Source organism: Paenibacillus sp. FSL H8-0537, from assembly GCF_038051995.1.
Classification (GTDB): domain Bacteria; phylum Bacillota; class Bacilli; order Paenibacillales; family Paenibacillaceae; genus Pristimantibacillus.
The window spans coordinates 2,077,629-2,092,422 of the sequence record NZ_CP150290.1; the positions used below are offsets into that span (position 1 = coordinate 2,077,629).

12 protein-coding genes are annotated in these 14,794 nt (G+C 50.1%); 9 read left to right on the forward strand and 3 right to left on the reverse strand.

Annotated features, from left to right (window positions below; all coding sequences use genetic code 11):
* Positions 1-19 precede the first annotated feature (19 nt).
* The 5 genes from MHB80_RS08760 to dtd all read left to right on the forward strand — a co-directional run bounded on the left by MHB80_RS08760 (position 20) and on the right by dtd (position 6,865).
* Positions 20-949 (forward strand): cation transporter dimerization domain-containing protein, encoded by a 930-nt coding sequence (locus MHB80_RS08760; protein ID WP_341281786.1) that lies wholly within the window; start codon positions 20-22, stop codon positions 947-949.
* A 31-nt stretch (positions 950-980) separates the two neighbouring features.
* Entirely contained in the window at positions 981-3,014 is a 2,034-nt protein-coding gene (gene recJ / locus MHB80_RS08765) for a single-stranded-DNA-specific exonuclease RecJ (protein WP_341281787.1), read from the forward strand.
* A 55-nt stretch (positions 3,015-3,069) separates the two neighbouring features.
* A complete protein-coding gene (locus MHB80_RS08770) occupies positions 3,070-3,582 on the forward strand; it encodes an adenine phosphoribosyltransferase (RefSeq protein WP_338556641.1) in 513 nt (170 codons plus the stop codon).
* Positions 3,583-3,823: 241 nt separating this feature from the next.
* Positions 3,824-6,004, forward strand: a complete 2,181-nt coding sequence (locus MHB80_RS08775; protein WP_341282910.1) for a bifunctional (p)ppGpp synthetase/guanosine-3',5'-bis(diphosphate) 3'-pyrophosphohydrolase — start codon at positions 3,824-3,826, stop codon at positions 6,002-6,004.
* 414 nt (positions 6,005-6,418) lie between these two features.
* Complete coding sequence (gene dtd / locus MHB80_RS08780) at positions 6,419-6,865, forward strand: D-aminoacyl-tRNA deacylase (protein ID WP_341281788.1); 447 nt, start codon at positions 6,419-6,421, stop codon at positions 6,863-6,865.
* 36 nt (positions 6,866-6,901) lie between these two features.
* Here the strand turns inward: dtd and MHB80_RS08785 are convergent, their stop codons facing one another.
* Positions 6,902-7,582, reverse strand: a complete 681-nt coding sequence (locus MHB80_RS08785) for a hypothetical protein (protein WP_341281789.1) — start codon at positions 7,580-7,582, stop codon at positions 6,902-6,904.
* A gap of 18 nt (positions 7,583-7,600) precedes the next feature.
* Complete coding sequence (locus tag MHB80_RS08790; RefSeq protein ID WP_341281790.1) at positions 7,601-8,158, reverse strand: M57 family metalloprotease; 558 nt, start codon at positions 8,156-8,158, stop codon at positions 7,601-7,603.
* A 356-nt stretch (positions 8,159-8,514) separates the two neighbouring features.
* Here MHB80_RS08790 and MHB80_RS08795 point away from each other — a divergent pair, with 356 nt between their 5' ends.
* From MHB80_RS08795 to MHB80_RS08810, 4 genes are all read left to right on the forward strand, one after another.
* Positions 8,515-8,688 (forward strand): hypothetical protein, encoded by a 174-nt coding sequence (locus tag MHB80_RS08795; protein ID WP_341281791.1) that lies wholly within the window; start codon positions 8,515-8,517, stop codon positions 8,686-8,688.
* Positions 8,689-9,536: 848 nt separating this feature from the next.
* A complete protein-coding gene (hisS, locus tag MHB80_RS08800; protein ID WP_341281792.1) occupies positions 9,537-10,787 on the forward strand; it encodes a histidine--tRNA ligase in 1,251 nt (416 codons plus the stop codon).
* A 93-nt stretch (positions 10,788-10,880) separates the two neighbouring features.
* Positions 10,881-12,701, forward strand: coding sequence for an aspartate--tRNA ligase (gene aspS / locus MHB80_RS08805; RefSeq protein ID WP_341281793.1), 1,821 nt, complete (start codon positions 10,881-10,883; stop codon positions 12,699-12,701).
* 78 nt (positions 12,702-12,779) lie between these two features.
* Entirely contained in the window at positions 12,780-13,535 is a 756-nt protein-coding gene (locus MHB80_RS08810) for a tRNA threonylcarbamoyladenosine dehydratase (RefSeq protein ID WP_341281794.1), read from the forward strand.
* A gap of 90 nt (positions 13,536-13,625) precedes the next feature.
* On the opposite strand, the gene MHB80_RS08815 is transcribed toward MHB80_RS08810, so the two are convergent.
* Complete coding sequence (locus MHB80_RS08815; RefSeq protein ID WP_341281795.1) at positions 13,626-14,390, reverse strand: response regulator; 765 nt, start codon at positions 14,388-14,390, stop codon at positions 13,626-13,628.
* Between the last annotated feature and the right edge of the window lie 404 nt (positions 14,391-14,794).

Sequence of the window (14,794 nt, forward strand, 5' to 3'; positions counted from 1 at the left end):
AGCGTAGGAGGAGGCAGTCATGACAATGAACCAACGATATACAAAAGCAGAACCGGCCAACTGGTCAGGAATATGGGGTAATGCGGCGTTGGCGTTGTTGAAAGGGGCAGCAGGCTGGCTGTCCGGCAGCAAAGCATTGCTTGCAGATGGTTGCCGATCTGCGGCGGAGGCGGCGGCTATTTTCGCGGAAAAGGTCGTTACGCAGCGCAGTGGCAAAGGCAGCGAAACATCTTCTGGCAGCGCTGCTGCTATAAAGCACAAGGAAACAAGGAAGACAGAAACCTTCATGAATGTTGTTTTAGCAGCAGCCCTGCTTCTAATTGGTTTGGAGATTGGCATTTCGGCCGTTCGCGACATTGCTGAGGGAATCAGCAAGCCGCCTCATTGGAGCGCGCTTGCTGCTTTGGCTAGTTGCCTGCTCGTGAAGGAGCTCATCTGGAAACAGAGGGAGCATGGCAGCAGCTTGTATGCGACGCTTGCGGTATTCATTGGTGCAGGGACCGCGTGGCTGGGCAAGCTGATTTCGCTTCCAGTGCTTTATTATTTTGATTCGGCAGCAGCTATCGTCATTTCGGTTATCGTCATGAATGGCGGCTATCGTATTATTGTGCCGTCCTCTCACAAGGAGGAAGCATCAACAGAGGTATATAGCGAAAATACCGAGGAGCTCATGCAGCTCGTTCAACGGGTGGAAGGCGTCGTCACGGTACAGTCGCTGAACGCTCGCGAGCAGGGCCATTATGTCGTTGCGGAGGCCGTTATCAGTGTTAATCCGCGCGTGACCGTACTTGAGGGCCATGAAGTGGCGAAAAGGGTGAAACGACTGCTGCTGACACGCTTTACCCACCTAACGGACGCAACCGTTCATGTCGAGCCGTATGACCCCGGTTATCCTTATAAATCCAATCACGATCCGAATCAGGAACATATGCCTACGCTGCTGCAATAGCGCAGCAAGGCAGAAAGGAGTTGAAGTCGGCGTGATTCAAGCTAAAACACGTTGGAATCTTGCACCTTGGGACGAGCAGGCAGACGCGGCGGCGCAGGAGCTTTCGACAGCTCTGCGCCTGTCGCCGCTTGCCGCCAAGCTTTTGGTGCAGCGCGGCTACAGGGAGGTCGCACAGGCGGAGCAGTTTTTAAGAGGCGGCTCTGAGCATTTGCATGACCCTTATTTGCTAAAAGATATGAGGGAGGCTGTCGCCCGTATTCGGGAGGCGGCCTCAGCTGGCGAAAAAGTACGTATTTATGGCGATTATGATGCCGACGGCGTATCGAGCACCTCGCTGCTCGTGCATGTTTTTCGCGAGCTCGGCCTTCATTTTGATTATTATATTCCCCATCGGGCGCTCGAGGGCTATGGATTAAACAAGGCGGCACTGGAGAAGGCGGCCGCTGAGGGCGTTGGCTTAATCGTGACCGTTGATACCGGCATTAGCGCTTACGATGAAATTGCTTACGCCAAGGAGCTTGGGCTAGATGTCGTTGTCACCGACCATCACGAACCGCCAGCACGTATTCCGGATGCCTGCGCCGTTGTTAACCCGAAGCGTCATGATTGCACTTATCCATTTGAAGGGCTGGCAGGCGTTGGTGTCGCATTCAAGCTGGCGCAAGCGCTGCTGGAACGCCCACCTATGGAGCTGACGGACATCGTTTGTCTGGGAACGATTGCTGATTTAATGCCTTTGACTGGCGAAAACCGGATTTTAGTCAAAAGCGGGCTGGAACGGCTTCGCCAGACGACGAATACCGGATTTCTCGCGCTTGCCGAGTCGACGGGCATTGAGCTGCCGTCGATTACATCTACGACCGTCGCCTTCGGCATGGCACCGCGCATTAATGCGGCTGGCAGGCTCGATCATGCGCGGCGCGCTGTCGAGCTGCTCATCAGCGATAACTACGATGAGGCTATACTGGCGGCGACCTCGCTCGATATGCTGAACCGCGAGCGGCAGCGCATTGTGGAAGGCATCGTCAAAGAGGCGGAGGAGCTGTGGGCGCAGAAGCAAGCGCAAGCTTTGGAAGCGGGCGAAGCAGAGCCGGCAGTCATAGTGCTTGCGGGTGAAGGCTGGAATGTGGGCGTTATCGGCATTGTAGCCTCCAAGCTGCTGGAACGCCATTACAAGCCCGTCATTATTCTCGGCATAGATGGAGAGAGCGGCATGTGCAAGGGGTCTGCGCGCTCCATTGAAGGCTACGACCTGCATGCAGCGCTTACCGCCTGCGATGAGCTGCTGGACCATTACGGGGGCCATCAGGCGGCGGCAGGCATGAGTCTGCATCGTGACCAGCTGGCTGATTTTGAACGCCAGCTGGGGGAGCTTGCTTTGGAATGGCTCAGCGAGCAGGATTGGATTCCAAAAACGGGCATTGATCTAGAGTGCAAGGTTGAAGAAGCTAATTTGCAAACAATCAATGAGCTAGCGCAGCTGGAGCCGTTCGGGGCGGGCAATCCATCGCCACGATTGCTCTTTCAGGGCGCCGCGCTTGCAGACAAGCGAACGATGGGCAAGGAAGCGAAGCATCTCAAGCTGACGGTGAAGAGTGGGCAGGCTGTGCTGGAAGCGGTAGGCTTCAGCATGGGAGCTATCGCTGACCGGCTGATTGCGAGCAGCACGGTCGATCTGGTAGGCGCGCTGTCAATCAATGAATGGAACGGCCAGCGCAAGCCGCAGCTGCATATTCATGACCTGTTCAGCGGAGGCGTGTATGCAAAATTTCCTGAACGTGAGCATTTCGGTCAAGTGTATCAAATGCTGCGGAGAATGAAGCGGGCACCGCTTGAGGGGCTTGCGAAGCGCCTCGCGGAGCTGAGCGGATGGCCGCAGGAAATGACCGAGGTTATGCTGCGCGTGTTTACCGAGCTTGCGTTTATCCGCATTGAGGATGGAATTGCAATCGTAGCAGAGGCACCGGAGAAGCGAGAGCTAAGCACGGCGCCTTCCTATCAGGAGGCAAAAAGTAAAGCAGAGCAATTGCAATCTCCACTCTTTGCAGCTACAATATTGGTTTGACAGCACCGCAATGGCGATAGACAGAAGGGACGAATAATTGATGAGCGAGTCACAAATTAATTTTAAAGATTACATTCGGGTCATTCCCGATTTCCCACAGCCAGGCATTCGCTTTAAGGATATTACTACTTTGCTGAAGGACGGCCCAGCTTATCGTGCTGCCATTGAAGAAATGCGCAAAGCGGTTGAGCATTTGAAAATTGATATCGTTGCAGGACCGGAAGCACGCGGCTTCGTTATCGGCGCTCCGCTTGCTCTTGCACTAGGCGTAGGCTTTGCGCCCATTCGCAAAAGCGGCAAGCTGCCCGGCGAAACGATTGAAGCGAGCTATGACCTGGAGTATGGCAAAGATGTGCTCGCTATGCACAAGGACTCCATCCAGCCGGGACAGCGCGTTCTAATTGCCGATGATCTGCTTGCAACGGGCGGCACGATCGCAACTTCCATTAATTTGATTCGTCAGCTTGGCGGGGAAATTGTCGGTTCGGCTTTTCTCATCGAGCTCTCTTATTTGACAGGCCGTGAGAAGCTTGGCGATATGGACGTCGTTTCACTCGTTACTTACTAGAAATATCTTGAAGGATGAAATAAAATCGTTTGAACGTTTAAGCCAACCAGCTGCTGCTGGTTGGCTTTTGCACTATAAAGTCCGCGTTACCGGTTGAAAAATTTAAATTTCCATGACTTAAATCGACACTTCAATCGACAGCGTAGTTGACGTCATGCTATGCTTACAGGCATAATATTAGAAAACTCGGAAAATGCGCGAAGGGGAGCCGAAGCAGGGCTCATTTCGGAAAGGGATGTTCATGGGCATAGAGCAGTTAATTGAAAAGGCATCGGCCTATATGAAGGAACAGGACTTATTACGCATAAGGGAAGCCTATCATTTTGCAGATCAGGCTCATCATGGACAAGTGCGGAAATCAGGCGAACCTTACATTTTACATCCGATTGCCGTAGCAGATATATTGGTGGATATGCAGATGGATGTGCTGTCCATTATTACAGCTTTGCTGCATGACGTGGTTGAAGATACGACAGTCGATCTGGAGACGGTTCGGTCGAAATTCGGCGAAACCTGCGCGATGCTGGTTGACGGACTGACGAAGCTGGAGAAAATCCGTTTTCGTTCCAAGGAAGAGCAGCAAAACGAAAATTATCGAAAAATGTTTGTGGCGATGGCGCAGGATATTCGCGTTATTTTGATTAAGCTTGCCGATCGCCTGCACAATATGCGGACGCTGAAATTCCAGTCAGAGGAAGCCCAGCGGCGGATTGCGTATGAGACGCTGGAAATTTTTTGCCCCATTGCGCATCGGCTAGGTATTTCCGCGATTAAGTGGGAGATGGAGGATATTGCACTTCGGTATTTAAATCCGCAGCAATATTATCGCATCGCCAACTTGATGAAGAAAAAACGGGCAGAGCGCGAGCAGTTTATTGCCGATGTTATTGAGCGAATTGAAGAGAAGCTTGGCGAAATGGGCATTGAAGGCGATATTTCCGGGCGCCCGAAGCATTTATACAGCATTTACAAAAAAATGACCGACCGCAACAAGCAGTTTAATGAGATTTATGATCTCATGGCGATTCGGATTATTGTCGAAAATATTAAAGATTGTTATGCGACGCTCGGCATTATCCACACGCTGTGGAAGCCGATGCCGGGAAGGTTCAAGGATTATATCGCGATGCCGAAGGCGAATATGTACCAGTCGCTGCATACGACGGTTGTAGGGCCGAATGGCGAGCCGACCGAAGTGCAAATTCGGACATGGGATATGCATCGTACATCAGAATACGGGATTGCGGCGCATTGGGCGTACAAGGAAGGCACGGTCGTGCCAAACCGCAATTTTGAAGATAAAATGTCTTGGTTCCGCGAAATATTGGAGCTGCAAAATGACGCTCGCGACGCATCGGAGTTTATGGAATCGCTGAAAATGGATTTCTTCTCCGACCTCGTATTTGTATTTACGCCGAGCGGTGAAGTCATTGAGCTGCCAGCCGGCTCTGTGCCGCTGGATTTTGCTTACCGCATTCACACGGAGGTTGGCAACCGCACGATTGGCGCCAAGGTGAACGGCCGTATTGTGCCGCTTGATCATAAGCTCAAAACGGGTGATATTATTGAAATTCTCACCTCTAAGCATTCGTATGGACCGAGCCAGGATTGGGTGAAAATCGCACAATCGTCGCATGCCCGCAGCAAAATCAGGCAGTGGTTCAAGAAGGAGCAGCGCGAGGAAAATGTGGCGAAGGGTCGTGAGGCTGTCGAGCGTGAGCTCAAGCGCCTTGGTCTAGAGCCTTCGGCTTGGCTGACCGAGGACAAGCTGCAGGAGGTTGCGTCCAAGTTTTCATTTAACGATGTGGAGGACATGCTGTCAGGCGTTAACTTTGGCGGCGTGACCGCTGCACAGATTTGTACTCGTCTAACGGAGAAGCTGCGCAAGGAAGCTGAGAAAAACAATACGATTGAGCTCGGAACGGATAAAGATGCGAAATCGGGAGTCAGCCGCAAAAATCGCCAGCACCTTGGCGTTACGGTACGAGGCATTGATAATTTGCTCATTCGCTTTGCTCGCTGCTGCAATCCGGTGCCTGGCGACGCTATTATTGGCTACATTACGCGTGGACGCGGCGTCTCGGTGCATCGTATGGATTGCCAGAACATTCCGTTTGGCATGGACGGAGAGGAAGCTGATCGCGTCATTGAGGTGGAGTGGGAAGAATCTGTCGAGGCTAATTACAGCGTCGATATTGAAATTGCCGGCCATGACCGTAATGGTCTGCTCAATGAAGTGCTGCAAGTCGTATCCGGCAGCAAGACGAATATTTCAGCAGTAACCGGTCGTTCCGTGAAAAATAAAATGGTCATGATTCATATGACCGTGCTGATTAAGAACGTTGAGCATCTCTCATCTGTGGTGGAGAAGATTAAACGGGTGCAGGATATATATTCCGTCCAAAGGATTATGAATAGCTGATTTTACTGCTGTAAAAGCCTTGGTGGGGAAGGGCGGGGGGACGCTGCGTGAAAGGTTTGGGTTTCGGTCGCCATTGCTGATGGATTTTGGAATATAACCGTAGCGGTTAAAATCCATCAGCAAAAGCGAACGCTCCGCTCCTCTATCCCAAACCTTTCACTCCACTCTCTCCCCCTCCTCTTCCCCGAAAAGGTTTTAAAAAGCAAGTTTAGCTATTGCCAGTAGGCAACAAGCTAAAGATAAAGATAAAGATAAAGCCAAAAGATAATGACTACACTTAGTTGACTGTTATTGTGTAGTTCAATAGGCATACATTGATTACACCTGCTTCGCATGCGCAAAGCAGGGAAGAATGACAGAGGGATGGCGGCGTACTTAGCCGCCTTCTTCTTTTTTAAGGGAGGATGGGAAAGCATGAAGGTTGTGATTCAGAGAAGCAAGCAGGCGAGCGTGACCGTCGAAGGGGAAATAACAGGAGCAATCAACTTCGGATACGTGCTGCTTGTTGGGATTACCCACGAAGATACAGAAGCAGACATCAAATGGATGGCCGATAAAATCGCGGGCCTGCGCATTTTTGAAGATGAGGCTGGCAAAATGAATTTGTCCATCGTCGAAACCGGTGGCGCTATTTTGTCCGTATCGCAGTTTACATTGTATGGAGACAGTCGCAAAGGCCGACGACCTAACTTTATGGCTGCTGCACGCCCAGAACAGGCTGAGCCGCTCTATGAGCAGTTTAATGCCTATCTTCGCCAGCAGCATGGGCTGCAAGTGGAGACGGGGCGTTTTGGCGCCATGATGGATGTATCGCTCGTCAATTGGGGGCCTGTTACATTGATTTTGGACAGCAAGGAATAGAGCCGTAAAGAAGAATTGCATTCGCAGAGGAATTCCTTAATTCATTTCCTCTTTGGCAGCAACCTCCGTTTTAATTTCTGTAAATAATCCTTCTTTAGTCAAACCGGTTATTTTATCAATAGAGGCTAGTTCAATCTGTTCCGTTTGGAAATGGATCGTATCGTTTTGCTCAGTTGTTAAGGAAAGCTCCTTGTTTTCTGTATTCACTTTCAAAGCAACGCTGCCAAAAGAATCCACTTCCACTTGAAAGGGTACTGAAGAGGGGCCAAACACATCCTTAGTCTGTGCTTTTTTCAAAAACAAGACATACGTTTGATCAAAATCAGGTTTGCTGTAGTTGGGCGAATTGAGCACCGCTTCATATTCCACTTCATCTACCGTATGTTTTAATAAAATGTTATGTGGAATGGAAATATGAATCGTGCCTTCAATATCGCCTAACAAGGCTTCCTCGACTACAAACGAATACACCTCGCTAAAATGGTTTTCTCCCATGTTCCAATCCTCAATAAATTTCTCGTAGCGGCCGGAGACCACATAATCGGAATGATGAACTAATCCTGCAACATCCCCACTTACTGCATAATCCGGTGCATAATTCACATTATACGTAGCAGGCATTTCCTTCTCTTTTGTTATAAAAAAAACTACTGAGGTCATGAGCGCTGCGCATAACACTGTAATTAGGATCATTCGAAGATTCCATCGTATCGTCATTATGATTTCCTCCTTTAATTATTTTGGATAAAGGGCATTTATTCCATTTTTATCATCGGTTTGCGGCAAGTATACGTTCTCCCTGTCTCTGCTTGAATTCATAAGGGCCGTCACAGGAACAGAGCTATGACCCAGACCAAGGGCGTGCCCTAATTCATGTCCTGCAGTGCTCCTTCTTGTTTGGGGATAATGTACAACACTTGGGTTCCCTATATTGATATCCGCGGTAAAGTAGCTAGTTGAAGCTGTGCCTGGGCTCACATAAGTAATGCATACCCCATACATCGAAGGATCATCGACATTTTGAGTGCCAACGGTGCTGAATGTTGAAGTGTTGAGCGCCGAAAGATTAAATTTTATTTTACTTTGGGCACTATTCCAATCAGAGACGGCGGAATCAAAAGCAGCTTTATAAGTCGTATTAGTGGTAGCGTATTTTACATAAACGTTGTAAGTATTATTAACGGACTTGGGCCATTTGTGGCCCGTAAACGTATAGGCGAAAGCGGTTGACGTAAAAATGAGAGCCGATAGTAGTAAGATTGTAGCGGTCAGCAAAGATTTTTTCCTCATCATTCATGCCCCTTTTTTGATTTTTCTTACTGATAAATCTCTGTATACCATTTTCTTTGCACGACTAAGCGCTTTAAGGATACGATTGCGTACGAATCGGACGTAACTTTATGACGATCAAAAAACAGAATATGTTTCATATTTTGGATTTTATTTCAAATAAATAAAAGATGAATGGTTCGAGGTGTATCTTTTCCAGCAGCATGAATGGCGATTGGACAAGCAATCATGCTGGGATGAAGATTAGTGGGGAGACCTTCTGGATACAATAGGGGAGAGAATGGGCGCGCTTAAAGCATTCGGCAGCGATTGGCCGTGGCTGAGCGCCTATTTATTTTGTACCGGAGGCGAATGAACGCATGCATCAATCCCGCAAGGAGCAAGGGCTGGAGCGGATTAGCCGCAGGCTGCTTCATGCAGATCGGCATGAAGCCATCAGGCTGTCACAGCTGGAGGAAGACATGGAGGCGGCAGAGGAATGGGCAGGCTTTCCAGCTGCTGCTGGCAAGCGGAGCGACATAAGGGACACGTAATATGGAGCCGAATGCAAATAGGGTACCCGCGCGGCAAAGAACCGGAAGCATGATACAATACGATGTCAGAAGCCATTTGACATAGGTTAAACGCTTGTTCGCATACGCTGGCGCAAAAGCAGGGGAAAGATCGAAATAACAGGAAATAAAACGCTTTCTAAACTGTAATGTTACTGTAATCAAACGATAACGCTATTTTAATATCGCAAGCCTATAATAGACCTCGACCCCCTTTTTTAAAATATAATTTACTTTTGGACCTGCAATGTGATTGCAGGTTTTTTTCTGTCTTCAGGCGGGCATACGGCTGTTTCTATACAATCGGGCTGATTACTGCTGAATCGCATCTTGACTTTCTGACGACGCCCAAGTAAAATGAAGCATCAGCACCATTCACTATAATGATTTCATGATGGAATAAAGTAATCCATGCGCATATATGCAGAGAGGAATGCCTTAGGCTGCAAGCATTCTTATAATGGCGGGATGAACAGACTTTCCGGAGAACAGACGGTGAACGTTAGCCTGCTGGGGCTTAAGCCCTAGGCAAGCGATTGTTTCAGTAGCCGTACTGCGGGTGACGGGCGTTAACCGTCTTCAAGCGAGCTTCTGCCTTAGGGCGGCTGTCTCGGAATGTGGGTGGTACCACGGGAGCTATACTCTCGTCCCTGACAGCAATATTTGCTGTTCAGGGGCGGGAGTTTTTTGCTTTAAATATAAGACTTTATAAGTTTTACACTTACCACTGGCTTATATTTCACCGCAAAATGAGCCCTGCCGTCATCACACGGTGAGTGCTGTTTTGCTTGTTTTTATGTTTTTAAGCAGCAGGTCAGGAGGAAAATGACATGGCATTTCAAAAATTACCGGGAACGCAGGACATGCTGCCGGGCTCAATCGACAGCTGGCAGTTCGTCGAGCAGAAGGCGCGCGAAATATGCCGCCGCTTTAATTTTCGCGAAATTCGCACGCCAATCTTCGAAGCGACCGAGCTGTTCCAGCGCGGCGTAGGCGAAACAACGGACGTTGTAGAGAAAGAGATGTATACGTTCACGGATCGCGGCAATCGCAGCGTGACGCTGCGTCCAGAGGGCACAGCCGGTGTCGTTCGGGCGTTCGTTGAAAATAAACTGTATGGCGAGCCTGATCTGACGAAGCTGTATTACATCGGCCCTATGTTCCGCTATGAGCGCCAGCAAGCAGGGCGTTACCGCCAGTTTCACCAGTTCGGCGTTGAGGCGATGGGCTCGGTGAATCCGGCGCTTGATGCCGAGGTTATCGCTTTGGGCTACACGTTTTATACAGAGGTTGGCCTTAAAGGGGTACGCGTCGAAATCAATTCCGTCGGAACGCCGGAAGTAAGGCTTGCCTTCCGCGAGCGCCTGCTTGCTTTCCTTGAGCCGAAGCGCGAGCTGCTGTGCAAAGATTGCCAGTCGCGGATGGACCGCAACCCGCTGCGCGTACTGGACTGCAAAGTCGATCAGAAGCATTTTGAAGGTGCTCCGTCGATTTTGGATAGTTTGGATGAGGAATGCTCAACGCATTTTGAAAAGGTTAAAGCGTATTTGACGGCGATGAATATTCCGTTCGATGTCAATTCGAAGCTGGTGCGCGGGCTTGATTATTACACGCATACCGCTTTTGAATATAAAGCGGAGGGCATCGGTGCCATCGATACGATTGGCGGCGGCGGACGCTATAATGGGCTCGTTGCCGATATTGGCGGACCGGATCAGCCGGGCGTTGGTCTTGGCCTCGGGCTGGAGCGGACGATATTGCTCCTGGAGCACCAGAAGACGGAAGGCATCAAGGAAACGAGCCAGGTCGACGTTTACGTCATCAGCCTTGGCGAGGCAGCAGAGCGTGAGGCGACTAAGATCGTACATGACCTGCGTACAGCAGGCTTGCGCGCTGACCGTGACTACACGGACCGCAAGATGAAGGCGCAGATGAAGTCAGCGGATCGCTTCAAGGCACGTTTTACCGCCATTCTCGGCGATGACGAGCTGGAGCGCGGCGAAATTGCCCTGAAAAATATGGAAAGCGGCGAGCAGCGCACCGTAGCAATCAGCGAGCTTGCAGCAGCGATTCAAGCTTAGAGACTGCGACGAAATAAAGTACCGCACTGGGTACTCATTTCCTCTCAGCTCCTTCGTTCACTAAATCTTTCAAATAAAAGGAGCCTAACCATTATGTTGAAAACACACCCATGTGGAAAATTAACGAAAAGTGATATTGGACAAACGGTCATTTTGAACGGCTGGGTACAGCGTCGCCGTGACCTAGGCGGCGTATTGTTTATTGATCTTCGCGACCGTACAGGTATTGTACAAACGGTATTTAACCCTGATTTTTCCGGCGATGCGCTGGCGATTGCTGACCGTGCCCGCAACGAGTTCGTTCTTGCTGTTCAAGGCACAGTTGTTGAGCGTGACCCAGAGACCGTTAACGCGAACCTGGAAACAGGCGAAATCGAAGTGCGCGTTGAAAAAATAGAAATTATGAACGCGGCAAAAACACCGCCATTCCCAATCGAAGACGGCGTTGAAGTTGACGAGTCGCTGCGCTTGAAATACCGTTACCTTGATCTGCGTCGTCCGGAAATGCAAAAAACATTGCTGCTCCGTTCGAAAGCAGCGAAGATTTTCCGCGACTTCCTTGACGGAGAAGGCTTTATTGACGTTGAAACGCCAATTTTGACCAAGAGCTCACCAGAAGGTGCCCGTGATTATTTGGTACCAAGCCGCGTGCATGAAGGCGAATTTTTTGCCCTGCCGCAATCGCCGCAAATTTTCAAGCAATTGCTAATGGTCGGCGGCATTGAGCGTTATTATCAAATCGCTCGCTGCTTCCGCGATGAGGATCTTCGCGCAGACCGTCAGCCTGAGTTCACACAAGTCGATATTGAAACTTCCTTCCTGTCACAGGATCAATTGCTGGGCATGATGGAGCAGCTTGCTGCAAGATTGTTCCGCGAGACAGTAGGCGTGGAGCTTGCGCTTCCGTTCCAACGCATTACGTATGAAGATGCCATCAATAAATATGGCTCCGATAAGCCTGACCTGCGCTTCGGCATGGAAATTCAAGATATTACCGATATTGTAGCGACTAGCGAAGTGAAGGTATTCGCAAGCGTAGCAGCATCCGGCGGCGTCGTGAAGGCATTCAACGCTAAGGGCTGTGGCGGCTGGAGCCGTAAAGAGCTTGACGATCTGCAGCCGTTCGCTGCTCGTTATGGCGGTAAGGGCCTAGCTTGGATTACGGTGAAGGATGGCGAATGGCGCGGTCCAATCGTGAAGTTCCTGAAACCGGAGGAAATCGCGGCATTGACTGAGCGTCTTCAAGTTGAAGATGGCGACTTGCTTACATTTTCTGCTGACAAGCAAAAAGTTGTTGTTGATGTCATGGGCAATCTGCGCCTGAAAGTGGGCCGCGAGCTTGGCTTGATCGACGACACTAAATTTAAGTTCGTATGGGTCGTAGACTTCCCGCTTCTTGGCTGGGATGAGGATGCGCAGCGTTATGTAGCCGAGCATCATCCGTTCACACGTCCGCATGAGGATGATCTGCACCTGTTTGATACAGATCCAGGCAAAATCCGCGCACAAGCTTATGATATCGTCCTGAACGGCTATGAAGTAGGCGGAGGCTCGATGCGTATTTACAAGCGTGAAGTACAGGAGAAAATGTTCAATGCGCTCGGTTTGTCGCCGGAAACAGCACAGCAGAACTTCGGTTACCTGCTGGATGCTTTTGAATACGGTACGCCTCCGCATGGCGGCATTGCTTTCGGCTTCGACCGTCTCATCATGCTGCTGGCTGGCCGCACGAACCTGCGTGAAACGATTGCATTCCCGAAAACAGCGAACGCAACCGATCTGCTGTGCAATGCGCCGTCCGAGGTTGAGCTATCCCAATTAGAGCAGCTTCATATTCGTACAGTGCCTAAGCCTGCAAAACAGCCTGCACCAGTAGGAGCAGCACCAGAAGCGCCACAAGCACCACAAGCTTAATGGAATGGGCGGGCGAAATTGCCCGCCTTCCCACCCTAGATGCATGGAATAGATTACGGAAGGGACGGCGATTTTTAGATGCTGCACCAATTTTCACGCACGGAGCTGGCAATCGGGCCGGAAGGCCTCGAGCTGATGAAAGGGAGCACGGTAGCGGTGCTTGGTATCGGCGGCGTGGGCGGCATTGCTGCTGAGGCGCTTGCCCGTACAGGCATTGGCCGTATTATTTTGGTCGATAAAGATGTTGTCGATATTACAAACGTCAATCGCCAGATCCATGCGCTTACGACGACCGTTGGCGAGCCGAAGGCAGACTTGATGCGCGACCGCATTAAGCTCATTAACCCAGAGTGCGACGCGGTATCTCTGCGCATGTTTTATACGGAAGAGACGTTCGAGAAATTTTTTGAATATCCGATTGATTATGTGGTCGATGCTTCCGATACGATTTCGTACAAAATCCATTTGATCAAGCAATGCCTGGAGCGCAAAATTCCGATTATTTCGAGCATGGGCGCCGCTAACAAAATGGACCCGACGAAATTTGAAGTGGTGGATATTTCCAAAACCCACACCGATCCTATTGCCCGCGTTGTGCGGCAGAGACTGCGCAAGGAAGGCATTCATAAAGGCGTGAAGGTTGTGTTCTCCTCGGAGACGCCGAAGAAGCCGCGTCAAGATGTGACGCAGCGCATCGTGCCCGAGAACGCGCCGGAAATTCGCAAGGCACAGCAGCCGCCAGCGAGCAATGCATTTGTTCCTCCAGTGGCGGGGCTGATTATGGTCAGTGTCGTCGTGCAGGATCTGCTGGCGAAGGCAGATATTACAGTCTAGGCAAGCCCGGCTTACAGCCAAATAAAATAAACCAGAGCGGATATGCACAGGCATATCATGGGCTCTGGTTTTTTTGTTGCATAAGCATGTTTATTTCTGAAACTCCTTCGGCATAAAGCCCGTCATTTGCTTGAAGATGCGGCTGAAATAAAACGGGTCGCTATATCCGACCTGCTCCCCAACCTCCTTGATAGAGAGATGAGCATGATTGCGAAGCAAATATTTCGCTTCGTTGATACGCAGCGACATCAAATAGCGGGAAGGGGACTCCTCCGTATGCTTCATAAAAACTTTGCTCAAGTGGGAGGCGGTAAAATTGAAGCTGCGGGCAATTTGCTCCAGGCTGAGATTCTCCCTGTAATGCTCGCGTATGAAGCCTTGTACCATTTGCACCAATTCATTCGTATCCGTATCCGCTTCGCTTGGCTGGAGGCTTTTCACCGGGGGGTTATAATCAGTCCGTTCCGCTTCAATTAGTGTCTTTACGCGATTGTATACCCGCGCAAGCTCAGAGGTTGCAATCGGCTTCAGCAAATATTCAATGACATTGTACTGAATCGCTTGCCGCGCGTATTCAAAATCCGCAAAGCCGCTTGTAATAATTTTGCGCATGCGTGGATAATAGCGGTGGATGGACCCAATGAGCTCAATGCCATCCATGACGGGCATCCGAATATCGGTAATGAGCAGATCCGGCTGCTCCCGCTTCACAAGCTCGAGCGCTTCTTTGCCATCCTGGGCGGAGCCGACAATTTGAATGGCCTGATCAAGACCTTCGAGCTTGCGCACCAGCGTACCTCGGATGATAACTTCGTCTTCGGCAATAACAACTTTAATGACGTTTGCTTGAGCCATGAGCGAATGCCTCCCTTTGCCGGTTTTGTTTGCCACCAATTCTAATAGCGGCCCCGCCTTCAGAGCAGTTGTAAAGTTGAAATGGGCCGCTGCCCATGCTGGCAAGCGAATCTGTTGCAGGTCGCTTGAGCAGACCAGAGGACCAAAGGCATGCCATACGACTAATAAAATAAATCCAACAGTTCACGCGCACCGTCGCTGCTTTCATTTTGCTGCTAGGCGGACGTTTTGTCAAAGACTTTTTGTAAGCGCTTCACAAATAACTGGCAAGTGTTAAAAGCCAGCAGTGCATTCATCCCTATAGGGGAGCGATATGACAAAAGCCGTGCCTGTGGTGGAGCCTATTTTGTGCGAGCTTTTCAGTAATGAGCAAAATGAAAAAGCGCATACCGATTGAATATCGG

Bases quoted from the DNA above. Each gene is read 5' to 3' on its own strand.
- MHB80_RS08760 (WP_341281786.1), top strand. From the start codon at position 20: ATGACAATGAACCAACGATATACAAAAGCAGAACCGGCCAACTGGTCA.
- MHB80_RS08775 (WP_341282910.1), top strand. From the start codon at position 3,824: ATGGGCATAGAGCAGTTAATTGAAAAGGCATCGGCCTATATGAAGGAA.
- dtd (WP_341281788.1), top strand. From the start codon at position 6,419: ATGAAGGTTGTGATTCAGAGAAGCAAGCAGGCGAGCGTGACCGTCGAA.
- MHB80_RS08785 (WP_341281789.1), bottom strand. From the start codon at position 7,582: ATGACGATACGATGGAATCTTCGAATGATCCTAATTACAGTGTTATGC.
- MHB80_RS08790 (WP_341281790.1), bottom strand. From the start codon at position 8,158: ATGATGAGGAAAAAATCTTTGCTGACCGCTACAATCTTACTACTATCG.
- MHB80_RS08795 (WP_341281791.1), top strand. From the start codon at position 8,515: ATGCATCAATCCCGCAAGGAGCAAGGGCTGGAGCGGATTAGCCGCAGG.
- hisS (WP_341281792.1), top strand. From the start codon at position 9,537: ATGGCATTTCAAAAATTACCGGGAACGCAGGACATGCTGCCGGGCTCA.
- aspS (WP_341281793.1), top strand. From the start codon at position 10,881: ATGTTGAAAACACACCCATGTGGAAAATTAACGAAAAGTGATATTGGA.
- MHB80_RS08810 (WP_341281794.1), top strand. From the start codon at position 12,780: ATGCTGCACCAATTTTCACGCACGGAGCTGGCAATCGGGCCGGAAGGC.
- MHB80_RS08815 (WP_341281795.1), bottom strand. From the start codon at position 14,390: ATGGCTCAAGCAAACGTCATTAAAGTTGTTATTGCCGAAGACGAAGTT.